Origin of the sequence: Streptomyces sp. 11x1, assembly GCF_032598905.1 — a bacterium.
In the GTDB taxonomy this organism is placed as follows: Bacteria; Actinomycetota; Actinomycetes; order Streptomycetales; family Streptomycetaceae; genus Streptomyces.
In genome coordinates, this window is record NZ_CP122458.1 from 874,072 (window position 1) to 896,681 (window position 22,610).

21 protein-coding genes and 2 pseudogenes are annotated in these 22,610 nt (G+C 71.7%); 9 read left to right on the forward strand and 14 right to left on the reverse strand.

Annotation, left to right across the window (positions count from 1 at the left end; translation table 11 throughout):
* Positions 1 to 143: 143 nt before the first annotated feature.
* The 3 genes and pseudogenes from P8T65_RS47170 to P8T65_RS04235 form a co-directional block, all read left to right on the forward strand.
* Positions 144 to 281: pseudogene (locus P8T65_RS47170) on the forward strand (sugar ABC transporter permease); the annotation flags it as partial.
* 143 nt (positions 282 to 424) lie between these two features.
* Entirely contained in the window at positions 425 to 559 is a 135-nt protein-coding gene (locus tag P8T65_RS04230) for a hypothetical protein (RefSeq protein ID WP_316724055.1), read from the forward strand.
* A gap of 14 nt (positions 560 to 573) precedes the next feature.
* Positions 574 to 1,776 carry a Gfo/Idh/MocA family oxidoreductase gene (locus P8T65_RS04235; RefSeq protein WP_316724056.1) on the forward strand — a complete coding sequence of 401 codons (1,203 nt, stop codon included), beginning with the start codon at positions 574 to 576 and terminating at the stop codon, positions 1,774 to 1,776.
* 40 nt (positions 1,777 to 1,816) lie between these two features.
* On the opposite strand, the gene P8T65_RS04240 is transcribed toward P8T65_RS04235, so the two are convergent.
* Positions 1,817 to 2,512, reverse strand: a complete 696-nt coding sequence (locus P8T65_RS04240) for a L,D-transpeptidase family protein (protein ID WP_316724057.1) — start codon at positions 2,510 to 2,512, stop codon at positions 1,817 to 1,819.
* Between the two features lie 134 nt (positions 2,513 to 2,646).
* Between P8T65_RS04240 and P8T65_RS04245 the strand changes: the two genes are divergently transcribed.
* Positions 2,647 to 3,132 (forward strand): carboxymuconolactone decarboxylase family protein, encoded by a 486-nt coding sequence (locus P8T65_RS04245; RefSeq protein WP_316724058.1) that lies wholly within the window; start codon positions 2,647 to 2,649, stop codon positions 3,130 to 3,132.
* A gap of 146 nt (positions 3,133 to 3,278) precedes the next feature.
* On the opposite strand, the gene P8T65_RS04250 is transcribed toward P8T65_RS04245, so the two are convergent.
* The 6 genes from P8T65_RS04250 to P8T65_RS04275 are packed head-to-tail and all read right to left on the reverse strand — an operon-like array spanning position 3,279 to position 11,306.
* Positions 3,279 to 4,073 carry an aminotransferase class IV gene (locus tag P8T65_RS04250; RefSeq protein WP_316724059.1) on the reverse strand — a complete coding sequence of 265 codons (795 nt, stop codon included), beginning with the start codon at positions 4,071 to 4,073 and terminating at the stop codon, positions 3,279 to 3,281.
* Between the two features lie 25 nt (positions 4,074 to 4,098).
* Positions 4,099 to 5,280: an FAD-dependent monooxygenase gene (locus P8T65_RS04255; RefSeq protein ID WP_316724060.1), complete on the reverse strand. Its 1,182-nt coding sequence runs from the start codon at positions 5,278 to 5,280 to the stop codon at positions 4,099 to 4,101.
* Positions 5,277 to 6,899, reverse strand: a complete 1,623-nt coding sequence (locus P8T65_RS04260; RefSeq protein ID WP_316724061.1) for an AMP-binding protein — start codon at positions 6,897 to 6,899, stop codon at positions 5,277 to 5,279. The genes P8T65_RS04255 and P8T65_RS04260 overlap by 4 nt, the downstream gene beginning before the upstream one ends.
* Positions 6,900 to 6,902: 3 nt before the next feature.
* On the reverse strand, positions 6,903 to 8,543 hold the full coding sequence (locus P8T65_RS04265; RefSeq protein ID WP_316724062.1) for a benzoate-CoA ligase family protein: 1,641 nt from the start codon (positions 8,541 to 8,543) through the stop codon (positions 6,903 to 6,905).
* Positions 8,540 to 10,687 carry an aminodeoxychorismate synthase component I gene (pabB, locus tag P8T65_RS04270; RefSeq protein WP_316724063.1) on the reverse strand — a complete coding sequence of 716 codons (2,148 nt, stop codon included), beginning with the start codon at positions 10,685 to 10,687 and terminating at the stop codon, positions 8,540 to 8,542. The genes P8T65_RS04265 and pabB overlap by 4 nt, the downstream gene beginning before the upstream one ends.
* Positions 10,688 to 10,715: 28 nt before the next feature.
* Positions 10,716 to 11,306 (reverse strand): antibiotic biosynthesis monooxygenase, encoded by a 591-nt coding sequence (locus P8T65_RS04275; RefSeq protein WP_316724064.1) that lies wholly within the window; start codon positions 11,304 to 11,306, stop codon positions 10,716 to 10,718.
* Between the two features lie 328 nt (positions 11,307 to 11,634).
* On the opposite strand from P8T65_RS04275, the gene P8T65_RS04280 reads away from it, so the two are divergent.
* On the forward strand, positions 11,635 to 13,047 hold the full coding sequence (locus P8T65_RS04280) for a pyridoxal-dependent decarboxylase (RefSeq protein WP_316724065.1): 1,413 nt from the start codon (positions 11,635 to 11,637) through the stop codon (positions 13,045 to 13,047).
* Positions 13,048 to 13,080: 33 nt separating this feature from the next.
* Here P8T65_RS04280 and P8T65_RS04285 read toward each other — a convergent pair whose 3' ends face one another.
* Positions 13,081 to 13,887 (reverse strand): SDR family NAD(P)-dependent oxidoreductase, encoded by an 807-nt coding sequence (locus P8T65_RS04285; protein WP_316724066.1) that lies wholly within the window; start codon positions 13,885 to 13,887, stop codon positions 13,081 to 13,083.
* Between the two features lie 89 nt (positions 13,888 to 13,976).
* Here P8T65_RS04285 and P8T65_RS04290 point away from each other — a divergent pair, with 89 nt between their 5' ends.
* Complete coding sequence (locus P8T65_RS04290) at positions 13,977 to 14,606, forward strand: hypothetical protein (protein WP_316724067.1); 630 nt, start codon at positions 13,977 to 13,979, stop codon at positions 14,604 to 14,606.
* Here the strand turns inward: P8T65_RS04290 and P8T65_RS04295 are convergent.
* The 4 genes from P8T65_RS04295 to P8T65_RS04310 all read right to left on the reverse strand — a co-directional run bounded on the left by P8T65_RS04295 (position 14,597) and on the right by P8T65_RS04310 (position 18,144).
* Complete coding sequence (locus P8T65_RS04295; RefSeq protein ID WP_316724068.1) at positions 14,597 to 15,511, reverse strand: SDR family oxidoreductase; 915 nt, start codon at positions 15,509 to 15,511, stop codon at positions 14,597 to 14,599. The genes P8T65_RS04290 and P8T65_RS04295 overlap by 10 nt on opposite strands.
* Before the next feature lie 248 nt (positions 15,512 to 15,759).
* The gene (locus tag P8T65_RS04300) at positions 15,760 to 16,389 is read right to left on the reverse strand and encodes an MBL fold metallo-hydrolase (RefSeq protein WP_184902757.1); all 630 of its coding nucleotides are present in this window, start codon (positions 16,387 to 16,389) and stop codon (positions 15,760 to 15,762) included.
* Positions 16,389 to 17,477 carry an S-(hydroxymethyl)mycothiol dehydrogenase gene (locus P8T65_RS04305; RefSeq protein ID WP_316724069.1) on the reverse strand — a complete coding sequence of 363 codons (1,089 nt, stop codon included), beginning with the start codon at positions 17,475 to 17,477 and terminating at the stop codon, positions 16,389 to 16,391. Before P8T65_RS04305 ends, P8T65_RS04300 begins: the two co-directional genes overlap by 1 nt.
* A gap of 163 nt (positions 17,478 to 17,640) precedes the next feature.
* Positions 17,641 to 18,144, reverse strand: a complete 504-nt coding sequence (locus tag P8T65_RS04310) for a transketolase (protein ID WP_316724070.1) — start codon at positions 18,142 to 18,144, stop codon at positions 17,641 to 17,643.
* A 72-nt stretch (positions 18,145 to 18,216) separates the two neighbouring features.
* Between P8T65_RS04310 and P8T65_RS04315 the strand changes: the two genes are divergently transcribed.
* The 3 genes from P8T65_RS04315 to P8T65_RS04325 all read left to right on the forward strand — a co-directional run bounded on the left by P8T65_RS04315 (position 18,217) and on the right by P8T65_RS04325 (position 20,516).
* Complete coding sequence (locus P8T65_RS04315) at positions 18,217 to 18,480, forward strand: hypothetical protein (protein WP_316724071.1); 264 nt, start codon at positions 18,217 to 18,219, stop codon at positions 18,478 to 18,480.
* A gap of 4 nt (positions 18,481 to 18,484) precedes the next feature.
* Positions 18,485 to 18,667: a hypothetical protein gene (locus P8T65_RS04320; protein ID WP_316724072.1), complete on the forward strand. Its 183-nt coding sequence runs from the start codon at positions 18,485 to 18,487 to the stop codon at positions 18,665 to 18,667.
* Positions 18,668 to 18,755: 88 nt separating this feature from the next.
* Positions 18,756 to 20,516, forward strand: a complete 1,761-nt coding sequence (locus tag P8T65_RS04325) for an ABC transporter ATP-binding protein (RefSeq protein ID WP_184902752.1) — start codon at positions 18,756 to 18,758, stop codon at positions 20,514 to 20,516.
* A 25-nt stretch (positions 20,517 to 20,541) separates the two neighbouring features.
* Here the strand turns inward: P8T65_RS04325 and P8T65_RS04330 are convergent, their stop codons facing one another.
* Both P8T65_RS04330 and P8T65_RS04335 read right to left on the reverse strand, forming a co-directional pair.
* Positions 20,542 to 22,002: an aldehyde dehydrogenase family protein gene (locus tag P8T65_RS04330; protein WP_316724073.1), complete on the reverse strand. Its 1,461-nt coding sequence runs from the start codon at positions 22,000 to 22,002 to the stop codon at positions 20,542 to 20,544.
* A gap of 187 nt (positions 22,003 to 22,189) precedes the next feature.
* A pseudogene (locus P8T65_RS04335) lies at positions 22,190 to 22,473 on the reverse strand (hypothetical protein); the annotation flags it as partial.
* Positions 22,474 to 22,610: the final 137 nt, after the last annotated feature.

The following is a 22,610-nucleotide window of genomic DNA, read 5'->3' on the forward strand; positions in this document are numbered from 1 at the left end:
CTTTCGTCACGGAAACAACATAGCCGCTCCAAGCCGATCGAAGCCCGTTCCAGAAGACGCTCCCCTACCCCTTGACGCCACAATTCTTTCGCCACGAAAGTAAGCCGGAGTCAGAGGCACCCGCCGCCGATGAGGGAGCACCGATGACCACCGCCTCCAGCAGTCCCCCGACCCGCAGCAGGCGCGGCACCGGCCTCCTGGCCGCCGACTTCGTCGCCCCGGCGATGCTCGGCTTCCTGGTCTTCCTGCTCTGGCCGACCCTGCGCGGCATCGTGCTCACGCCGTACCTGATGTCCAACGTGGTGGCGGGTCTGCGCAGTACCGGCTCACCAGGGCCGGCCGGAGCGACCTCGGCTGACGGGACGGAGAAACTCGCATGGCCACCCCGGCGACCCCTGCCGCGCCCACCGGCAAGCGCGCCAGCATGATGAACGGCCCCTGCCGGACCACGGTCGGCCGGTACGGGGGCGTCCTCCCCGCCACCCCGGCCGGCAACGGCGCGCCGGTGAGCGGCCCCGACGAGGCCGACGACCAGATCAACCTGATTCCCGACCAGTGAAGGACATTCCTCAGATGACGTTCTCCCTCGGCATCGTGGGCGCCGGCCAGTTCTCCGGCCAGTTCGCCACGCTGTTCCAGGCGCACCCCGGCGTCGGCGACGTCTACGTCACCGACCTGCTGCCCGAGCGGGCCGAAACCCTCGTGGCCGCCCAGCAACTGGCCGGCACCTTCCCGTCGTACGAGGCGATGCTGGAGTCGAAGGCGGTCGACGCCGTCGCGATCTTCACCCAGCGCTGGACTCACGGGCCACTGGTGCTCCAGGGCCTGAACGCCGGCAAGCACGTCTACTCCGCGGTCCCCATGGCGATCACCGCCGACGAGACAGCGGCGATCATCGACGCGGTCGGGGCGACCGGGCTGACGTACATGATGGGTGAGACGAGCCAGTACAACCCGGCGACCGTGCACGCCCGCAACCGGATGGCGGAGGGCGCGTTCGGGCGGGTCTTCTACGCCGAGGGCGACTACGTCCACGACATGGACCTGGGGTTCTACGAGGCCTACCGGTACAGCGGCGGCGAGGAGTGGAAGCGGACCGCCAGCTACCCGCCGCTGCTGTACCCGACGCACTCGGTGGGCGGGGTGCTCGGTGCCTGGCGGACGCACGCGGTCAGCGTCTCCGCGATCGGCGTCGTGGACGGGCGCGGTGACGGTGTGTTCGACAAGGAGGTCAGCCAGTTCGGCAACGACTTCTCCAACGCGACCGCGCTGTTCGAGGTGGCGGGCGGCGGTTCGTTCCGTACGAACGAGTTCCGGCGGGTCGGTTACCCCTCGCAGATACGGGAGTCGCGTTTCCGGTTCTTCGGCACGGACGCCAGCATGGAGCAGCTCGCGACGGTGGCGTTCTGGCAGGACAAGAAGGGCGTCGAGGACATCAGTGAACTCCTGGAGCCCAAGCCCACCCTGTCCCCGGACGATCCCTCGCTCCAGCACATCGCGCCGGATCTGCGGGCCGCTTTCACCTCCGGTTCCGCGCCGGTGCACGACCGGTCGCGGCTGCCGAGGGAGTTCGACCATCTGCACAACGGGCACGAGGGCAGCCACCACTTCCTGGTGGACGACTTCGTGACCGCCGTCAACACCCGCACCCTGCCGTCGGTGAACGCCTGGGTGGCGGCCCGCTACACCCTGCCGGGGATCGTCGCGCACGAGTCCGCGCGGCAGGGTGGGGTCCGGCTGGAGATCCCGGACTTCGGGGACGCCCCCGAGGCGTGACGTTCCGCCTTCGTCGCGAAGCCGGGCTCCTGGCCGTCCGTCAGGTGCCCGGCTTGCGGCCGTACACGAAGACGTCGTCGCCCTTCTTCAGCAGCGACCAGTACTTCTTGGCGTCGGTCTTCCTCATGTTGGTGCACCCGTGGGAGCCGGGCGGGTTCCACATGCTGACGCCCACGGAGTGGAAGGCCTGGCCGCCGTCGAAGAACTGGGCGTAGGGCATGGGCACGTGGTAGATCGACGAGACATGGTCGATGTTCCGCCAGTAGATCTTCTTCAGGCCGGTGCGGGTCTCGTAGCCGTCGCGGCCGGTGCGGACCGGGACGGGGCCGTAGACGAGCTTGCCGCCGTCCTGGATCCAGCTGAGCTGGAGGGTGAGGTTCACACAGGCGATGCGGCCCTTGTTCGTGGGGCACTTGCCGGCCTTGTTGGGGTTCTTGCCCACGGCCTTCTGCTTGTTCATGAGGTCCATCACGCCCCAGGTGACGGATCCCGCGTAGCCGATGGTCGGGGTGATGCCGTGCTTGGCCTGGAAGGCTTTGATCGCCTTGCAGTCGCCGGCGGACTGCTTGCCGTCGACCGTCCGGCCGAGGAACTTCTCGACCTGCTTCTGGTACGGCCCCGTCGACGTCGTACAACTCGCCGCCTGCGCGGGCGCGGTGCCGAGCGCGAGCGTGAGCGGTGTCAGCAGTCCGGTGATCGTGAGTGCGACGGCGCCTCTTCTGCCTATGTCCCCCATGGCGGGCCTTTCCCTTTCACGTGGTTTGTATGTCCTGCCTGCCTAGACAGACCACCGGCTGCGACGGTTGTGGGAGAGCCCACGCTGAGACGAAACAGTTACACAGCCGGGAATTCGGATATACAGTTACCCCCATGAGCAACAGCGAATCCATAACTCGCGTGGCGTTGAAGAAAGTTACCCCCGATGTCTCCGGGGCGATGGGCTCCCTGCACGGTGCCGCCGTTTCCGCGGCCCGGGACGCGAAGGTCGAGCCCGAGATCCTCGAACTGCTCCGAATTCGTGCCTCGCAGATCAACGGCTGCGCCTTCTGCCTGGACATGCACACCAAGGACGCCCGCGCGCAGGGCGAGACCGAGCAGCGGATCTACGCGCTCAGCGCCTGGCGCGAGACCCCCTTCTTCTCCGCCCGCGAGCGCGCAGCCCTGGCGTTGACGGAGGCGGTGACGCTGGTCCACGACGGGCACGTGCCCGACGACGTCTACGCCGAGGCCGCCGAGGTGTTCGACGAGGAGCAGATCGCGGCGCTGATCTGGGCGGCGACCGTGATCAACGCGTACAACCGGATCGCCATCGCGACGCGGATGGTCCCGGGGTCCTACCAGCCCGCCCAGAAGTAGCCCCGCAGGCCCGGTATTCCGGAATTCCGGGAAATTCCAGACGCTTCGTCGAAATGCCGCGAAGAAGTACCGCGAACGACTTTCAGCGCCGGGCCGAATTCCTCTTCGGCCCGGCGCTTCTGCGCGCCCCTACATCGCTGTTGAATTCAGTGGTCGGGCAGCGGCCGCATGAGCCCGTCCAGCCAGCGGCGCCATTCGGGGGCGCGGACGGCCCGGCCGGGGGTCATCGGTCGTCCGGTCCAGGCGACGACCGGGCGGATGCCGTGGAGGGCGTTGACGAGCCACACCTCACGCCCGTCCAACTCGCCGAGGGAGCGCTCGCGGTGGTCGACCCGCACTCCGGTGCGGGCCGCGTGCTCCAGGACGAGGGCCGTGGTGACACCGGCGAGGAGCGGCAGCCGGGGCGGCGGGAGGCAGAGGGTGTCCTCCTCCCACCACAGCAGGCTGGAGTTGGCGGCCTCCAGCACCAGACCGGAGGGCGCGATCAGTACCGCCTCGTCGGCTTCGGCCCCGGCCGCCCGTCTGCGCACCCGGGCCAGGGCGTCGAGGTCGGGTCCCTTGCGGCGGGGCACCGTGCGCGGGTCGGGCTGGCCGGCCGCCCACACCCGGAGCTCGGCCGTGAGCTGCGGGGCGTGCCGCAGCAGCACCCTCAACTCCAGGGATCCCGCCGCGAGTTCCACCCGGGGGAACCACTCCCCCGTGCGTGGCAGGGCGCCGGTCATGTCCTGCCAGAAGTCGACGACCTGTGTCAGGGGCGGCGCGCCGCACTCGCCGCAGGACCGTACGAACCGTTCGCGGTGCCGATCGAAGCCGCGCACCCGTCCGTCGCGCAGCAGCCACGAGTCCGCTACGAGGAGGCGTCCGCCCTGTGCCTGGCCGGGGACGAGGCCGTGTTCGGGTGACCAGGTCAGCAGACCTTCCGCGATGGCGGGTTGTGTCACTCAGTGCTCCTGTGGGTCTTCCGGTTCAGTATTTGCGGCCCGCGACGGCCGGGGCGCCGTGCCGGGGGCCGTAGGGCGCGTGCTCCAGCCAGGCTCCGCAGCGGGGCACCACCGGGGCGAGGGCGGCCGCCGCCCGCTGCTTGACACGGACGATACGGCGCCGGGGCCGCAGATGGTCCAGGGCGGTGCCGGCGGCGGCGCTGTTGAACAGGCCCGCCGCACGCCGGATCCCAGCGAAGGAGTCGACCGCCTCGGGGGTGCCCTCCGCGATCGCTCGGGCCGCGGCGACCGCGTCCGCGATGCCGCTGTTCATGCCGCGCGCCCCGAACGGCGGGAAGAGGTGCGCGGCCTCGCCGGCCAGCAGCACCCGGCGGTGCGGGTCGGCGAAGTCGGCGGCGACCTTGCGCAGGAAGCGGTAGGTGGACACCCATAGGATCCGCTCGCCGTAGCCGTCGCCGACGACGTCGGGCAGCCAGCGGCGTACGGCCTTCCGGGTGCCGTAGTCCTCTGTCGCGTCGTCGTCGCGGCACTGGAGGTCGAGCTGGAAGCCGCCGGTGAACGGCACCCGCATGACGCTGCGGCCGCCGAGGGCCGGGTGCTCGTAGTGGAAGACCCGCTCCAGGGGCAGTTCGGCGCCGGGGATGTCGGCGAGGTCCACCACGACGTGGAAGCCCTCGCCGTGGGTGCCCTCCAGCGGGATGCCCAGTTCGCGGCGTACCGCCGAGCGGGCGCCGTCGGCGGCGACCGCGTGGATGCCCGTCCAGGTCCGGCCGTCCTCGCCGGTGAGGGTCACCCCGTCCGGGTCGGTGCGTACGGCGGTGATCCTGGCGTCCCACACGAACTCCACGCCGGCCTCCCGGCAGGCGGCGAGCAGGAAGCGCTCGGTGTCGACCTGGCGGAGGCTCGTGAAGGGCGGGGTGCCGGTGGGCGGCGGGAAGGTGCGGGCGTAGACCTCGCGGCCCCGGTAGAGGGTACGCCTGGTGTGCCAGGTCCGCCCGTACCCGGCGATCTCGGCGGCGAGCCCCGGACGGATCTCCTCCAGCAGGTTCAGGGTCTCGCGGTGCACGAACAGGGCGCGGCTGCCGGGGCGTTCACGGCCCTCGGGGTCGGCTTCCAGCAGGGTGACGGGGAGGTCGTGGGCGCGCAGGGCGAGGGCGGCGGCCAGCCCCACGGGCCCGGCGCCCACGACGAGGGCGGGGGTCGTCATGCGCGGGCGCTCTCGGCGAGCATGCGGGTGATCTCGACGCGCTTGACCTTCCAGGTGGAGGTCATCGGCAGTTCGTCGAAGCGCCACTGCCTCGGCTCCGCCATGGCGGGCAGATCGGCCGTGGCCTCGTGCCAGCGCAGTAGGTCCAGGGGCCGTTCGCCGCGTACGCAGACCACGGGGACGGGTTCGCGGTCGGCGCCGGGAACGATGACGACCTCGCGCAGCTCCTCCAGGCGGGACATCAGGGTGTCCTCGACCTCCAGGTTGCTGTGCACGGAGTCGATCTGGTCGATCTCACGGTCGATGAGGTAGAGGGCGCCCCAGCGGCTCTGGTAGCCCATGTCGCCCATCTGCCACCAACCGCTGTCGAGTTGGCGCAGATAGCGGTCCCGGGCGCCCAGGTAGGTGAGGATGCGGCCGCGGGTGCGGGCCTCGATCCGGCCGGCGGTGCCGGGGGCGACCCGCCGCCCGGCGTCGTCGGCGACCCGGACGCGGGTGAAGCCGGGGATGCCGATGCCGACCCGGCGGCCGTCGGCGCGGGCGGCGCTGCGGCGGGTGAACCACTGGAAGGCGACCGGGCCCGTCTCGCTCTGCCCGTACAGCTGGATGAGCCAGGGCGAGCGGCGCCGCGAGGCGTCCAGGAGCCGCTGCACGGTCCGTGGGTGGATGGCGTCGAAGGTGGAGCCGTAGGAGCGGACGCGGGACAGCGGGGCACCGGGTGCGTCGGCCAACTCCTCCCACAGCACAAAGGTGTTGGGGTGGGTCTCGACGATGCCGGGGCGGTGGCGGGCCAGCAACGGGCCGACGTTCGACGGTTCCGGGTCGATGATCAGCAGCAGCGGGCTGCCGAAGTGCAGCAGGACGCCGAGCAGGTGGTAGAAGCGCGAGTGCACGAACGACATGTGCAGGGCTGCGGTCTCGCCCCGGGTGGGCCAGCCCATCGCCTTCTGCGGGACGAGCCGGTTCCACATGGTGTTCGGGCAGTGCACGGCCAGCTTGGGCAGTCCGGTGGTGCCGGAGCTGTGGGTGATGAGGGAGGCGTCCCGGGGGTGCAGGCGGACCGCTGCCGGGGTCGGGGCGCCCTGGTACTTCTGCAGCGGTTCCGCGCCCGGGGCGTCGTCGACACCGAGTGTCCGGCGGACCAGGACGGTGAGGTCGACGTCCTGCAGGGGCCCATCGAGCTTGGCCCGGTCGGTGATCAGCCAGGGCTTGTGCAGGCGTTCGAGGAGCTGTCCGACCACCGGGCCGGCGAGGCCCGGCGAGAGCAGGACGGGAACAGCGCCGATCCGGGAGACCGCGCAGGTCAGCAGCACGATGTCGACGTTGTCGGTCTTGTGGACCACCACCTCCTCGGAGGGGCGGACGCCCGCTTCCCACAGGCGCCCGGAGAGTTCGTCGACGAGGTCGGCGAGGACGGTGTAGGTGAGGTCGGTGCCGATGTCGGGGTTGACGTCGAGGGGCCGGTCCAGCGTGACGAAGACGGGTCCGTGGCGGTCGGCGGCCTCTCTGAACATCGAGCCCAGGTAGAAGCCGCGGCCGGCGAGGGCGGGTTGCCGGTCGGTGGGGAGCCGGTCTCGCATGGCGGCGGACCTTTCTGCGGGGACGAGGGTGTCGGCCATGGCTCACCACGCTCCTTGGCGGACGAGGTGGCGGCGGAGCTTGCCGGTCGCCGTGCGGGGCAGCGTGGGCACGAAGCTGACGCTGCGGGGGACCTTGAAGGCGGCGAGTCTGTCACGGGCCATGCAGATCAGTTCGGCCTCCAGGCCCACCCCGATGGGCGGGACGGGGACGACGAAGGCCCGCAGTCTGCTGGCTCCGCGCTCGTCGGTGACGGCGGCGACGGCGACGTCGCGGACGCCGGGATGGGTGCGCAGCAGCGCCTCCACCTCCAGCGGGGAGACGGTGATGCCGCCGACCATCTCCATGTCGTCGGCGCGGCCGAGATGGCGGTAGGTGCCGTCGGATTCGCGGACGGCCCGGTCCCGGGTGGCGAGCCAGCCGCCGACGAGGGTGCGAGCGGTCTCCTCGGGCCGGTTCAGGTAGCCGGGTGTCACCGTCGGTCCGCGCACCCAGAGTTCGCCCGCCTCGCCGTCCGGCACCGGCTTGCCGGCGCGGTCGCGGAGTTCGACCTCGAAGCCGGGGACGGGCCGGCCGACCGTACCGGGGTGGTTGTGGTCGAAGCTGTTGGCGCAGAAGGCGTGGCCGGCCTCGGTGGAGCCGATCTGTTCGAGGACGGGGGCGCCGAGCAGTTCGGTGACCCGCGTGCCGAGTCCGGCGGGCATGCCTTCACCGGCCGACACCGCCGCGCGCACCGAGGCGAAGCAGTCCTGGTGGCCGTCCGCCAGGTCGGTGACGAGGGCGGCGTACGCGGAGGGCACCGAGTACAGCAGCGTCACACGGTGCCGGGCGACGAGTTCGTCGACCGCCGCGGGGGTGGGACGGCGGTCGACGAGAACTGCGGAGGAGCCGGAGAAGAGCGGGAAGACCAGGGCGTTGCCGAAGCCGTAGGCGAAGTACAGCCGGGAGACGGAGAGGGTGACGTCGTCGGGGGTGATGCGCAGGAGCCGCCGGCCGATGAGGTCGTGGTACGTCTCGGGGTCGGCGTGGACGTGGACGACGCCCTTGGGGTGGCCGGTCGTGCCCGAGGTGTACTGGATGTAGAGGGGGGTGTGGGCGTCGACGGGGTGGGCCGTCTTTCTGGGCGTGGCTGTGGTGCTCAGAGCCGACAGCTGGTCGGAACTGAGGCGCGGCGCTTGCTTGGCCGTCTTCACGGTGCGGCTCGTGCGTGGCTGGTCGCGCCCACGCGGCGGAGCCGCAGGTGTCACAGCCCCGCGCTCCTTACGGGGCGTGGGGATGCCGGCCGAACGGTATGTGTCCAGCCCGGGTCCCGTCACCCACAGGACCGCGTTCGTGTCCTCTGCCATGAACTGGAGTTCGGGCGGGGTGAGTTCGGGGTTGACCAGGACCGCGACCGCGCCCAGGCGGGCCAGGGCGAGGAAGGTGGCGACCCAGGTGACGGAGTCCGGGAGGGCGAGGAGGACGCGGTCGCCGGGGCGGACGCCGTGGTCGGCGAGGACGGTGGCCGTGCGGGCCGCGAGGTCGTGGATCTCGCCGTGGGACCAGGCCCGGTGGCCCTGGTGGAAGGCCGGACGGTCGGCCCAGCCCCGTCGCTCGGCGCGGGCGGCGAGATGGGCCGCCAGGTTGCCGGGGGCGCCTGCGTCGGCGGCCCGCCGTGCGGGCCGGGACGTCGTGGTGATCGTCATCGCGTTGGCTCCTCGGTGACGGCCGGGGCGGAGGCATGCTCCCGATGGGCCCGCATCAGTGCCGCCGTCTTCAGCAGCATCTCGTCGTACTCGGCGGCGGGATCGGAGTCGAGGACGATCGCTCCGCCCGCGCCCAGGTGCATACGGCCGCCCTGGAACACGGCGGTACGGATGACGATGCTGAGGTCCGCGCCGCCGCTGCACCCGAGGTAGCCGAGGGCTCCCGAGTACACGCCGCGCGCCTCGGTCTCCAGCGCGTCGATGATCTCCAGGGTGCGCAGTTTGGGCGCTCCGGTCATCGAACCGCCGGGGAAGCAGGCCCGGACGCAGTCCACGGCGTCGGTGCCCTCGCGCAGTCTGCCCTCGACCGTGGAGACGAGTTGGTGCACGGTGGCGTAGGTCTCGGTGGCCATGAGACGGGTGACCTTCACGGAGCCCGTCCGCGAGACGCGGCCGAGGTCGTTGCGGAGCAGGTCGACGATCATCAGGTTCTCGGCACGGGTCTTGGCGTCGGCGGCCAGTTCGTCGCGAAGCCGGTCGTCCTCCTGCGGACTGGTGCCCCGGGGCGCGGTGCCCTTGATGGGCTTGGCCTCGGCGATGCCGTCGCGGGTGATCCGCAGGAAGCGCTCGGGTGACGAGCCCGCGATGTCGAGGTCGCCGAACCTCAGGTAGGAGGCGTACGGGGCGGGGTTGATCCGGCGCAGCACCCGGTAGAAGTCGTACGGGTCGTAGGGAGCGGGTAACCGGGCCGCGTTGGTCAGACAGACCTCGTAGCTGGTGCCCGCGTTCAGCTCCGCCTTGCAGGCGTCGATGTCGGCGAGGTAGGTGGCGCGGTCGCGGACCAGCCAGGGTTCGGCGGCGCGCGGGTAGGGCGCGGTGGCCGCCTTCAGGGGGACCGTGGCGTCCGAGCCGACGAAGGTCAGCTGGGCCAGCGCGGTGTCGAGCCAGTCGCCGGCCTCGCGGCAGGCCGCCGGGGTGTCCTCGGAGAGGCAGACCGCGTAGGTGTGGCCCTCCTGGTGGTCCACCGCGATCAGCCGGTCCGCGAACAGCCAGGCCGCGTCGGGCGTCTGGGCCTTGTGCCGGTTCGCGGAGCCGGTGTCGGCCTTGAGTTCGTAGCCGAAGTAGCCGACGTAGCCGCCGGTGAAGTCGAAGGGCAGGCCCGTCGCGTCGACCTTGCGGCCGGCCAACTGCCGCTTGAGGTAGTCGAAGACGCTCGCCCGGACCCGGCGGGTGGGCCGGCCCTCGCGTTCGATCTCGCACAGGCCGCTGTCGACGTCGTAGCGGACGACCTCGGCGAGGGGGCCGCCTCCGTCGCCGAAGAACGAGAACCGCGACAGGCCCGGCTCGACGCGGGAGCTGTCCAGCCAGAAGGCGTGCGGCGCGTCGGCGTACATCCGGGTGAAGGCGGCCTCGGCGTCGACGGCGCCGGCGATGCGACGGGTGTGCAGCCGGTACGCGGAACCGGGGGCCCGCCGGGGGCGGGGGATGGCGGCCGCGAGAGGGCCGGGCACGGCGGGGTGGGCACCGGGGACGGGAGCGACCGCCGTGTTCTCGGTACGGGGGCTGCCCGCCCGTTCCGCCGTGAGGTCGCGGAAGTTCACCAGCAACCGGTGACCGTGGTCGGTGAGGATCGACTCGGGGTGGAACTGGACGCCCCACAGCGGCCGTTCGCGGTGCCGCAGCCCCATGAGGACGCCGTCCTCGGACCAGGCGGTCGCCTCCAGGGCCGACGGCAGCGGCTCGCGCACGGACAACGAGTGGTAGCGGACGACCGTGAAGTTCTGCGGCAGGCCCCGGAACAGGTCGCGGCCGTTGTGCCGGACCGTGGACAGGTGACCGTGGCGGGGCCACGGCGCGGGCTCGACATCGGCTCTCTCCCCCACAGCGATGCCCTGATGTCCCAGGCAGACGCCGAGGACGGGAATCTCGGCCTCGGCGATCACCCGGGCCGCGATACCGAAGTCACGCGCTCGTGCGGGGTGGCCGGGTCCCGGCGACACCACCACGTTGTCGAATTCCCCCAACGCCGGAATGTCGTCGGCGTCGTTGAGCACGACCACCGGCTCCTCGCCGTTGACCTCGGCGATCAGCTGGAACAGGTTGTACGTGTACGAGTCGTAATTGTCGATGAGCAGGGTCTTCACCCGCCCACCCCCCTCTTCGTTCTCGGACCTAGGCGGTCCGTCGTTTGTGCCGACCACGCAACGCCTGCAACGGCGGATACAGCCATTTCTTCAGGAATCTCTGGAGTCTCGGCATGAGAATCCAGGTGACGATGGCTGCCACGGTCAGACACAGCAGAAGTGTACGGAAAAGCGGATTCAGGTCGTTGAGATAGGGAAGTATTGCCTGGTTGAACAAGAACACGGGCGGAAAGACCGCACTGGAATTCACCAACCAGAGTTTCCATTTCGGGGGTGGCCCCGGCGGGCCTGCCGGTGTCGGGGCCCGCGCGGCCTGGGCGTCGAACCAGGCCCTGGAACCCACGATGCTCCGACGACCCGTCTCCTGCGCCAATGGGTCGGCGCGGGCCGATAATTGTGCCCAGACCACGGAATTCTCCCAGGTCCGGACCGAGTCCTCGCTGTCGAAGCGGTAGACCACATGCCAATCAGCCTCTCCGTCGACAAGCACGCCACCTCCCAGAAAACCCGGCTGCTGCGCACTCGTACGCAGCGCGGCCCACCCCCAGGAGTGAAAGTCGGCCTCACGCCCCGGCACCACCTGGTACGCGACGGTGACGGTAACGGGAATCCTGCTCACGGTGTGGAATACGTGAAGAACGTGGGCGCCGTTCAAGCCTCAACGAAGTTTTTCGACGGTGTCCGGATCGCACTCCTATGACGGTCTTTCAGATGCCTTGACGGCTTCTGTCGCGGAGTACGCCGGGGTAACTTCAGTAATTTTACGGAAGCGCTTGCCCGATGAGTGGGAATAGGCGCATCATTCGCCGACAGCCCCCGGCCAATCACCGTAAAGGGAAGGAGTGCCCGGACCCCCGGAGCCTCCGGACGCCTTCGCTCGCCGACAGGTCCAGTTGCTCGCGAGTGGACCGGGACCACGCTCCGCTCCCCGCCCTACGCTGCCGATCATGGACCCCGTACTCGCCGACGATCTCTCCCGGCTTCCCGAACTGCTGCAGGCCGCCCGTGACTTCGCCGCCGGGGAGGTGGCGGGCCTCGCGGACCGGCCCGTCGCACGGCTCGACGGACCGCCCGGGACCGTACCGCTGCCGGTCGAGGGCGTCGGCACGTCTGGGGCCCTGACGGAGTTCGCCGAGCGCTGGGCCGGCGGATTCTCCGGATCGGCCGGCCCCCGGTACCTCGGCTTCGTCACCGGCGGGGCCACGCCTGCCGCCGTCGCCGGGGACTGGCTGACCGGTGCGTACGACCAGAACGTCTCGGGCGGCCAGGACTCCTCCGCGAGTGCCCTGGAACGGCAGACCCTGGGGTGGCTGCGGGAGTTGTTCGGGCTGGGCGCGGAGTACGGCGGCGCCTTCGTGACCGGCGCGACCGTCTCCAACACCGTGGGGCTCGCCGTCGCCCGCGAGTGGCTCGGCGAGCGGCTGGGCGTGGACGTGTCCCAGGAGGGCGTCGCCGCCCTCGGCCCTGTCGACGTGCTCTCCGGCAGCCCGCACTCCAGCGTCGCCAAGGCGCTCTCGGTGCTCGGCGTCGGCCGTGACCGGCTGCGTACCGTCCCCCTGCTGCCCGGGGGCCGTGAGGCCGTGGACGTGGAGGCCCTCGCCGCCGCCCTGGAGGCACTGGACGGGCGGCCGGCGATCGTCGTGGCCAACGCCGGGACCGTCAACTCGGTCGACTTCGACGACCTGCGGGCGGTCGGCGCGCTCAAGGAACGCCATGACTTCTGGCTCCACGTGGATGCCGCGTTCGGCGGCTTCGCCGCGCTGTCGCCGTCGTACGCGCATCTCGTCGACGGCCTCGACTGCGCCGACTCGATCTGCGTGGACCTCCACAAGTGGCTGAACGTGCCCTACGACGCCGCCGTCCAGTTCACCCGCCGCCAGGACCTCCAGGTGCGTGTCTTCCGCAACGACTCCCCGTACCTCGGCCTGCCCACCGGCGACCCCGACTTCCTGCACCTCACACCGGAGAACTCCCGTCGGCTGCGCGCCCTCCCGGCCTGGTTCTCGCTCGTGGCGTACGGCCGGGCAGGGCACCGCGAGATCGTCGAGCGCAACGTGGAGCTCGCGCGTGCCCTCGGTGAACGGCTGGCCCAGGTACCGGGGTTGACCCTGGTGGCCCCCGTCCGGCTGAACGTCGTCTGCTTCACCCTCGCCGAACGGCCCACCCGGGAACGGGTCCAGGCCCTGGCCCACGCGATCGCCGTCTCCGGCGAGGCCTTCGTGACTCCGACCGTCCTCGGTGGGACGCACGCACTGCGGGCCGCGTTCAGCAACTGGCGTACGACGGCGGCGGACACGGAACGCGTTCTCGCAGCCGTGGTCGCCGCGACGGAGACGGTCGACGCGGCGACCGGACCGTGACCGCTGCCGCCGGGCCGTGACCCCACCAGGGTCCTATGCCCGCTCCTCGTCCCGCCAGGCTCGCGCCGCCCGGGCGAACGCGGTGTTGACGGCCAGCAGACCGCCGTCGACGCGCAGTGTGGTGCCGGTGATCCAGGCCGCGTCCCGGGAGGCGAGGAAGGCCACGGCCGCCGCGATGTCGGCCGGCTCGCCGACACGGCCCAGGGGATAGATCTCGGCGAGGTCGTCCAAGTGGGCCTCGCGGCCCGCCCAGCCGGGGGTGCGGACCGTGCCGGGGGCCACCAGGTTGACCCGGACGCCACGGGGCGCTGCGTCGCCCGCGAGGGTACGGGTCAGGGAGCCGAGGCCGGCCTTCGCGGCGCTGTAGGCGTGGTTGCCGAAGTCCTGAAGGCCGTTCACGGAGCCGATGTTGACGATGGCACCGCGCCCCGAGGCCACCAGGTGCGGCAGAGCGGCGCGGGAGCACCGGAACGCCCCGGTCAGGGTGAGGTCGAGGTCGCGGGCCCAGGCCTCGTCCGGGGTGTCCTCGAAGAGCGGCACGTCCGGGGTGCAGCCGAAGGCGTTGTTCACCAGGACGTCGAGCGAACCGAGGACGGCCACCGCGTGCGTGACCGCCGCCTCGACGGACCCCCGGTCCCCGACGTCGCACCGGTACGCCTCCGCTGCCAGCCCCCGCTGCCGCAGCTCCGTCACGGTACGCTCGGCCGCCGCCAGGTCGACGTCCGTGACGAGTACATGTGCTCCCTCCTCGGCCAGCCGCCGGGCCGTCGCCGCGCCGATCCCGCGCGCCGCGCCCGTGATGAGAACCCCGTACGCCTCGAAGCGTCCCGTCGCATGCATACGGCAGAACGTACTCCGCGCCGACCGCCGACAGCCGCCCGTCACGCCGCCCTTCGCCCGCGAATCCTGGCCCCCGATACGGTCTGATCATGTCGACTTTCATCCAGCAACTCCCGGCCCTGCTCGGCGTGGTGATCGGCGCGCTCGGCTCGTACCTCGTGGTGATGCGGGGCGAGCAGGTGCGGTTCCGGCGCGAGCGGGAGACCCGTTGGGAGGAGCGGCGGCTCTCGGTGTACGCCGACTGGGCACGGGCCCTGAAGCAGTCCATCACCCTGACGTACCGGGTCGCCTCCCATCTCGGCGACGACCCCCATCCCCACCCCCTGTCACCGGAGGAGGCCGCGCCCCTCATGGCGGAGGCGACGGTCGCCCGGGACCCCTCCGGCGAGGCACTGCTGCTCCTCGGCAGCCCCGAGGTGGTGGAGAAGGCCCGCGCCTGGGTCGTCACGGTGATGAGGATGGAGGAGTTCTTGCGTGCCGGGACCCGTGACCCGGCGGCCTGGCAGGTGCTGCTGGAGCGGCAGCGCGCCGGGCGGGAGGCCTACTACGTCGCCGTGCGCGAGGACCTGGCGCTCCCGCCCGGCCACGCGGCGCGCTGGCAGCTGCCGTCCCCGCCACCCCATTACGGCGACGGTGAACGGCTGGACCAGGGTGACACCGACCGACCCGGTGCCGGTGACGGCGGCCCACCCGGTGCCGGTGACGGCGGTCAGCGGTAGCCGGTGGTGTCCGCCGGCTTGCCCGCGTCCTGGACCTCGACGATGTAGCGCCAGGCGTCCGGCCGGCTGCCGTCGAGGTCGGTGAAGCCGTAGGTCCGGGCGAGGGAACCGCTGGAGAGGGACTGCCCGTTGAAGCGGGCGACCTCCGGGTCGGCGGCGAGGGCGGCGACGGCCCGGCCGACGAAGCGGGGGGTCTCGGAGATGGCGAAGTGGGGGACGCGTTCGAGGGCGTCCCGCCAGTTCTCCTCGGTGACCCCGAACCCGTCGAGCATCATCTCCGAGCGGAGCCAGCCGGGGGTGAGGGCCACGGCGGTGGCGCCGCGCGGCCCCAGCTCATGGCCGAGGGCGAACGCCATGCGCAGGACGGCGGACTTGGCGAGGTCGTAGAAGAAGGTGGCGCGGTAGTTGGCCCCGTTGTACTCGGCCGTGCCGTCGGTCATCTCCACGACCAGGCCGCCGGGGTTGCGCAGCAGCAGCGGCAGGGCGAAGTGGCTGGTGATGGCATGGGTCTCGACGGCGAGGCGCAGCAGCCGCAGCCCGTTGTCGAGATCGTGCTCCCAGACCGGACTCTCCCATTCGAAGAGCTTCTCGCCGCCCCAGACGTCGTTGACCAGGACGTCCAGCCGGCCCCGCTCCTCGGCGATCCGGTCGACGAGGGAGCGGACCTGTTCCGGTTCGAGATGGTCGGTGGGTACGGCGATGCCGTGGCCGCCCGCCTCGGTGACCAGGTCGGCGGTGTCCTCCAGGGTCTCCGGGCGGTCGTACTCGGAGCGCCGCTCCCGCGTGGAACGCCCCGTCACGTAGACCGTCGCTCCGGCCGCCCCCAGCTCCACTGCGATCCCCCGGCCCGCTCCGCGGGTGGCTCCCGCGACCAGTGCGACCCTGCCGTCCAGCGGCTTCGACATCTGCGACCTCCATTGCGTACGGGTGACAGCTTGGCCGACGCCGGGGGTGGTCCGGCGTCGTCGACACGAGGGTGTCGTGGAAGCCGGACATCTTCTGTCGGGTTTTCTGTGGGGCGCCCAGTAGCTCGGTCGATGGGGTGTTCGGGCGGCTGCCGGTTCGTCGTGGCTTGTCGCGCCCACGCGGCGGATCCGCATATTCGATACAGCCCCGCGCCCCTTTCGGGGCGCGGGTGCGGGACTCCTCCGGATCAGTGGCCCCTGTTGATCCACTCCTGCAGATGCGGGGCCTCGGCCCCGATCGTCGTGCTGTCGCCGTGGCCCGTGCGCACGACCGTGTCGGGCGGGAGGGCGAGGAGGCGGTCGCGGATCGAGTCGATGATCGTCGGGAAGTGGGAGTAGGAACGGCCGGTGGCGCCGGGGCCGCCGGAGAAGAGGGTGTCGCCGGTGAAGACCGTGCCGAGGCCGGGGTCGTAGAGGCAGACGGCGCCCGGGGCGTGGCCGGGGGTGTGCAGGACGGTCAGGTCGGCGCCGGCGGCCTCGATGACCTGCCCGTCGGCCAGCCAGTGGTCGGGCAGTCGGTCCGGGTGGGTCTGCTTCCACAGCGGCAGGTCGTCGGGGTGGAGCCAGATCGGCGCCCCGGTGCGCTCGGCGAGCGCGGGGGCGGCGTCGATGTGGTCGTTGTGCGCGTGGGTGCAGACAATGGCCTTCAGCCGGCGGTCGCCCACGGCCTCCGCGATGGCGTCGGCGTCGTGGGCGGCGTCGATGACGATCACCTCGTGGTCGTCGCCGACGAGCCAGACGTTGTTGTCGACGTCCCAGGTGCCGCCGTCGAGGCTGAACTGGCCCGAGGTGACGAGGTGTTCGATACGGGCGGCCATCAGAGCGTCACCACCGATCGCAGGACGTCGCCGCCGTGCATCCGCTCGAAGGCCTTCTCCACGTCGTCGAGCCCGATGGTCTCCGTGACGAACGCCTCCAGGTCCAGGCGGCCCTGGAGGTAGAGGTTGATCAGCATGGGGAAGTCGCGGTCGGGCAGGCAGTCGCCGTACCAGGAGGACTTCAGGGCGCCGCCGCGGCCGAAGACGTCCAGGAGGGGCAGTTCGAGCTTCATCTCCGGAGTCGGCACGCCGACGAGGACGACCGTGCCGGCCAGGTCACGGGCGTAGAAGGCCTGCTTGTAGGTCTCCGGGCGGCCGACCGCCTCGATGACGACGTCGGCGCCGAAACCACCGGTCAGTTCACGGATCGCCTCGACGGGATCGGTGTTCTTGGAGTTGACCGTGTGGGTGGCGCCGATGCTCTTGGCGGTGGTCAGCTTCCGGTCGTCGATGTCGACGGCGATGATCTTCTCGGCGCCGGCCAGCCGGGACCCGGCGATGGCCGCGTCCCCGACGCCGCCACAGCCGATGACGGCGACGCTGTCCCCGCGCCCCACGTTCCCGGTGTTGATCGCGGCACCGATGCCCGCCATCACCCCGCAGCCCAGCAGTCCGGCGACCGCCGGGGCGGCGGCCGGGTCGACCTTGGTGCACTGGCCCGCGGCGACGAGCGTCTTCTCCGCGAAGGCGCCGATCCCGAGGGCGGGCGCCAGCTCCTGACCGGTGGAGGCGAGGGTCATCTTCTGCGTCGCGTTGTGGGTGGCGAAGCAGTACCAGGGGCGACCGCGCCGACAGGCCCGGCAACTGCCGCACACCGCACGCCAGTTGAGGATGACGAAATCACCGGGCGCGACATCCGTGACTCCCTCCCCCACCGACTCCACCACACCGGCCGCCTCATGGCCGAGCAGGAAGGGGAAGTCGTCGTTGATGCCCCCCTGCTTGTAGTGCAGATCGGTGTGGCACACCCCGCACGCCTGAACCTTCACCACTGCCTCCCCCGGTCCCGGGTCGGGCACCACGATGGTCTCGATCCGCACCGGCTCGTTCCTGCCGGGGGCGATCACGCCGCGTACTTCCTGCGCCATGGTGAACCTTTCCGTCGATCCCTGAGAGGGCGGTCGCCCGCCCACGGTCACCCTACGGACTGACCAGCCAGTAGGGCCTCCCGAGCGGCCGGAGCCGTGGCCGAAACAGGCTGCCCGCGACACCTGGGGGGCGCCCTGCCCTCCCTCGCCTCGCGGCGGTCACTCACGTGCGTGGCACGCGCCGGCCGCGCCAGCGCCGGAAGTCCCGCACGGTCCTGGCGATCCCGTTCTCGTCCAGGCCGTCCGCGTCGCCGAGGGCCGGCAGACGGTGGGGCACGTGGACGAGGGTCCGGGCGGCCCGGCTCGCCGTCGTGGCGGGCAGGCAGGGCTCGACGAGGACGACGTCGGCGTGGTCGGCGGCGAGGACGGCCGTGCGCAGGCCGATCTCGTCGAAGGGGCGGATGGTGGTGGCGTCGAGGACGGCGAGGTCCAGTCCCGCGGTGGCGCGCAGCACGGGGTCGAGGGCGGCGCCCACGGCGAGCACGACGCCGTCGAGACCCGGTCGTACCAGACGGAAGCCGCCGGTGGCCTCGTACGCGGAGGTGTTGGAGCGCGCGGAGACAAGGAGTACGCGCGCTCCCCGCGGGCGAGGGCGGCCGTGACGGTGCGCCGCACCTCGTCGGGGTGTCCGGGGGCGTGCACGGTCCAGCCGGGCGTGGTCGCGCACCGGTTCAGCTCGTCCACGGCTCCGCAGCCCACGAGCACTCCACCCCGCTCGCGCCGCTCGGGGACGGTCTCGGTGAGTGCGAGCAGCACCGGCGACCGGGACCCGGTGACGGCGCTGCACGACGGCTGGGCGGACCGGGGCCGTCGAACCCGGCTGCTGGGCGTGGGACTGGCCGCGCACTCGGCCCACCTCGATCCCCTCCTCGACGAGTACCGGGCCACCCTGCGGACCCTGGACCTCAGGCCCCCGCACACCCCGCTGCCTCTCCGACTTCACCGCGCGGCCGGTCGCGGTCGAGGCCACCGAACCGGACATCCGGGTACGGGAGTTGCGTGATCCCGTGCGGTTCTCCGACGCGCTCGACGTGCTGCGCCGCGACGGTGTGTGGGCGTACCTCGAACTGGATCCGGGCGAGGTGCCGACCCGCACGACCGAGGAATGTCCGACCGACGACATCGGCACGACCACCCCGTCGGCCGTGCTCACCGTCACCCGGGACCGGGAGCTGCTGCTGGGCGGTTGAAAGTCGTTCCCGGTGCTCCTCGCTCCCGACGTAGGCTGAAGCTCCGCGCCCCGGTCCCCACTCCCCGACCGACCTGCCGAGGAGCCTCGTGAGCACCCCTGAGACCACCGCCGAGCGGCAGCCACCCACCTGGCGGCTGCTGCTCGGCTATGTACGGCCCCATCGCTGGACCCTGCTGCTGGGCGCGGTGCTGTCGCTCGTCACCGGAGCCACCGGCCTCGCCCTGCCGCTGGTGGCCCGGGAGCTGATCGACGACCTGTCGCACGACCGGACGATCACCTGGGCGCTGGTCCTCATGTCCGTGCTGGTCGTCACCAACGCGGCCGTGGGCGCGGTGGGTTCGTACGTGCTGCGGCGCACCGCCGAGTCGGTGGTGCTCGGCGCGCGGCGCGCCCTGTCGTCGTATCTGCTGCGGCTGCGGATCACCGCGGTGGACCGCAGCGAGCCGGGCGATCTGATGGCGCGGATCACCTCCGACACCACTCTGCTGCGCGAGGTCACCACCGACACCCTGGTGGGCCTCGGCACCGGCGGGCTCACCCTGGTGGCGACGGTGGTGCTGATGGGTCTGGTGGACCCGGTGCTGCTGGTCGTGACGCTGGGCGTGATCGTGGGCGCGGGCGTGGTGTTCGGGGTGATCGTGCCACGCATCAACCGGGCGAGCAGGGCCGCGCAGGACGCGGTCGGCGCGATGGGCGCCTCGCTGGAGCGGATCCTCGGCGCGCTGCGCACGGTGAAGGCGTCCGGCGCCGAGCACCGCGAGGAGGAGACGATCCACGCGGCGGCCGAGGAGTCGTGGCGGCAGAGCGTCCGGGCCGCCAAGTGGTCGGCGGCCGCCGGGAACACGGCCGGGCTCGCCATGCAGATCGCCTTCATCACCGTGCTGGCGGTGGGCGGCGCGCGGGTCGCGACCGGCGCGATCGACGTGGGCACGCTGGTGGCGTTCCTGCTGTACGTCTTCTATCTGATGTCGCCGATACAGCAGGTCGTGGGCGCGATCACGCAGTACCAGACCGGTGCCGCCGCGCTCGCCCGCATCCAGGAGGCGCTGCGGCTGCCCGCCGAACCGGCCGGCGAGGCGGCTCCGCTGCCGTCCCCGGACGCGGAGCCGGCCGCGCTCGCCTTCGACGAGGTCCGTTTCCGGTACGCCGACGACCTGCCGTACGTCCACCACGGGGTGACCTTCGAGGTCCCCGCACGGGGCATGACGGCGTTCGTCGGCCCTTCGGGCGCGGGCAAGACGACGGTCTTCTCGCTGATCGAGCGGTTCTACGACCCCGAGGCGGGCGTCATCACAGTCGACGGCCGCGATGTCGCCGAATGGGACCTGTCCCGGCTACGGTCCGCGATCGGGTACGTCGAACAGGACGCGCCGGTGCTGTCGGGGACGTTGCGGGACAACCTGCTCCTCGGCAACCCGCTGGCCGACGAGGGCGATGTCGGCCGGGTACTGAAGACGACCCGGCTGGACGGGCTGGTCGCCCGGCTCCCGCAGGGCCTGGAGACCCTGGTCGGGCACCGAGGCACCAAGCTCTCCGGCGGTGAGCGTCAGCGGGTCGCCATCGCGCGGGCCCTGCTGCGCCGCCCCCGGCTGCTGCTGCTCGACGAGGCGACGAGCCAGTTGGACGCGGTGAACGAGGCGGCGCTGCGGGACACGGTCGCCGACGTGGCCCGCACGACGACGGTGCTGGTGGTGGCCCACCGGCTGTCCACGGTGACGATGGCCGACCGCATCGTGGTCATGGACGCGGGCCGGGTCCGCGCGGTCGGCACCCACCGTGAACTCGTGGCCGCCGACCCGCTGTACGCGGAGTTGGCGGCCACGCAGTTCCTCGCGACGGCCGGTTAGCCGGGGCCTCGCCCGCCCCGGGGCGTCAGAAGGGGAAGTGCGACTGTTGGCCGGCGATGGTCACCCAGCGGGTGTTGGAGAACGCCTCGATGCCCCAGCGGCCGCCGAAGCGCCCGTAGCCGGAGGCCTTGATCCCGCCGAAGGGGGCCATCGGCTCGTCCGCCACCGACTGGTCGTTCACGTGCACGATGCCGGTACGGATCCGGCGCGCGACGGCCAGTCCGTGGGTGGCGTTCTCGGTGATGATGCCGCAGCTCAGACCGTTGTCGGTGTCGTTGGCGACCGCCACGGCGTCCGCGTCGTCGGCGAACGACCGCACGACGCAGAGCGGGCCGAAGGACTCCTGGTAGTAGAGGTCGGCGTCCTCGGGGACGTCGGTGAGCACGGTCGCCGGGTGCACCGCGCCCTCGGGCTGCCCGCCCCCGGTGAGCACCGTGGCGCCCTTGGCGACGGCGTCCTTGACCAGCGAGGCGATCCGCTGTGCGGCGGAGGCGCTGACCAGCGGGCCGACCACGGTGTGCGGGTGGTTCGGGTCCCCGGCCTGGAGACCGGCGACCTTGGCGGTGAACTTCTGCGCGAACTCCTCGGCCAGCGACTCGTGGACGAGGATGCGGTCGCCGGACATGCAGATCTGCCCCGCGTTCATGAAGACGCTGAAGGTGACGGCGTCGACCGCGTAGTCCACATCGGCGTCGTCGAGCACGATCACGGAGTTCTTGCCGCCCAACTCCAGCACGGCGGGCTTGAGATGACGGGCCGCGTGCTCGCCGATGATCCGGCCGACGCCGGTGGAGCCGGTGAAGTTCACCGCGCGTACCCGCTCGTCGGAGATCAGCGCCTCGGCGATCTCCGCGGCGTCCTCGGGGGCGTTGGTGACGACGTTGAGCACGCCGTCGGGGAGGCCCGCCTCGCGGAACACGTCCGCGACCAGCAGGCCGCAGGCGATCGGCGCGTCCTCGCTGGGCTTGACGACGACCGTGTTCCCGGCGGCCAGCGGCGCCGCGACGGCCCGTACACCGAGGATGACGGGCGCGTTCCACGGCGCGAACGCCGCCACCACGCCCAGCGGTTCACGCACCGCGAGACCGAGCGCGCCCTCCTTCTGGCTGCTGAGGACCTCGCCGCGCGGCGCGGTGATCGCGGCCGCCGCCTCCCGCAGGATGTTCGCCGCCAGCGCCACGTTGAAGTACGCCCACGGCCGGGTGCCGCCCGCCTCCCGGGCCATGATCTCGGCGACCTGGTCGCCCCGGCCCTCCAGCAGTTCGGCCGCCTTGAAGAAGATCGCCCGTCGCGCGAAGGGGGTGAGCGCGGCCCACTCCTCGAAGGCGGCGTCTGCGGCGTCCACGGCCCGCCGGACGTCCTCCCGCCCGGCCGCCGCGACCGTCGCGTACACCTCCCCCGTGTACGGGTCGAGGTCATGGGCGGTGCGGCCGGACGTGGCGGGCACGTCCTTGCCGCCGATCAGAAGGTCACGGGTGATGGCCATTGCGGCTTCCTCGGGGGTACGTATCGACGACGGTACGTGATCGAGCATGATCGGTCGGGAGCGTTCGTAGTGCGAATTTCAATTACGTTACTGTTCCGTGATCCTCTGCCCGGTCCCCGGGCGTGTCAAGAGCCCCACCACGCGGTCCGTGGCGGGGCTCCCGGTCCGTGCACGACCGGCTCCGCCACTCGATGGCGCCCAGCAGGCCGAGGGCGGGCGCGGCCAGGTCGGTGACCGGGTGCAGTTCGTTCAGCCGGTTCAGCTCGTGCACCTGGTTGAGGCCTTTCAGCTGCTGCGAGGGGCGGGGCAGGGCCGCCCGGTGGTCCTCGGGAAGGTCGCTGACGGCGAGCGAGTCCAGCGTGGTCATCGGGTCGCTTCCGCGACGGCGTCCGCGTTCGCCATCGGTGCGGCCAGGCCCGTGACGCCGACGGCGAGACCCACGGCGGCGACGATACGTCGAGTTGAGATCATGCCCTCAGGGGCGGCCCCCAGCCCTCGACGGTCACGGCCGCTCACCCGTGAGGCGCATCCCGGGACGCGCGGCGTGGGCCCCACACCGCCGCGCGCGCCCACGCTCGCGCCTGCGCTTGCCGTGTCGCGCCGGGCGG

What these genes read in the sequence shown, in the direction of transcription:
- P8T65_RS04230 (WP_316724055.1), top strand. Translation starts at nt 425, where the DNA reads ATGATGAACGGCCCCTGCCGGACCACGGTCGGCCGGTACGGGGGCGTC.
- P8T65_RS04235 (WP_316724056.1), top strand. Translation starts at nt 574, where the DNA reads ATGACGTTCTCCCTCGGCATCGTGGGCGCCGGCCAGTTCTCCGGCCAG.
- P8T65_RS04240 (WP_316724057.1), bottom strand. Translation starts at nt 2,512, where the DNA reads ATGGGGGACATAGGCAGAAGAGGCGCCGTCGCACTCACGATCACCGGA.
- P8T65_RS04245 (WP_316724058.1), top strand. Translation starts at nt 2,647, where the DNA reads ATGAGCAACAGCGAATCCATAACTCGCGTGGCGTTGAAGAAAGTTACC.
- P8T65_RS04255 (WP_316724060.1), bottom strand. Translation starts at nt 5,280, where the DNA reads ATGACGACCCCCGCCCTCGTCGTGGGCGCCGGGCCCGTGGGGCTGGCC.
- P8T65_RS04260 (WP_316724061.1), bottom strand. Translation starts at nt 6,899, where the DNA reads ATGGCCGACACCCTCGTCCCCGCAGAAAGGTCCGCCGCCATGCGAGAC.
- P8T65_RS04265 (WP_316724062.1), bottom strand. Translation starts at nt 8,543, where the DNA reads ATGACGATCACCACGACGTCCCGGCCCGCACGGCGGGCCGCCGACGCA.
- P8T65_RS04280 (WP_316724065.1), top strand. Translation starts at nt 11,635, where the DNA reads ATGGACCCCGTACTCGCCGACGATCTCTCCCGGCTTCCCGAACTGCTG.
- P8T65_RS04285 (WP_316724066.1), bottom strand. Translation starts at nt 13,887, where the DNA reads ATGCATGCGACGGGACGCTTCGAGGCGTACGGGGTTCTCATCACGGGC.
- P8T65_RS04290 (WP_316724067.1), top strand. Translation starts at nt 13,977, where the DNA reads ATGTCGACTTTCATCCAGCAACTCCCGGCCCTGCTCGGCGTGGTGATC.
- P8T65_RS04295 (WP_316724068.1), bottom strand. Translation starts at nt 15,511, where the DNA reads ATGTCGAAGCCGCTGGACGGCAGGGTCGCACTGGTCGCGGGAGCCACC.
- P8T65_RS04300 (WP_184902757.1), bottom strand. Translation starts at nt 16,389, where the DNA reads ATGGCCGCCCGTATCGAACACCTCGTCACCTCGGGCCAGTTCAGCCTC.
- P8T65_RS04305 (WP_316724069.1), bottom strand. Translation starts at nt 17,477, where the DNA reads ATGGCGCAGGAAGTACGCGGCGTGATCGCCCCCGGCAGGAACGAGCCG.
- P8T65_RS04330 (WP_316724073.1), bottom strand. Translation starts at nt 22,002, where the DNA reads ATGGCCATCACCCGTGACCTTCTGATCGGCGGCAAGGACGTGCCCGCC.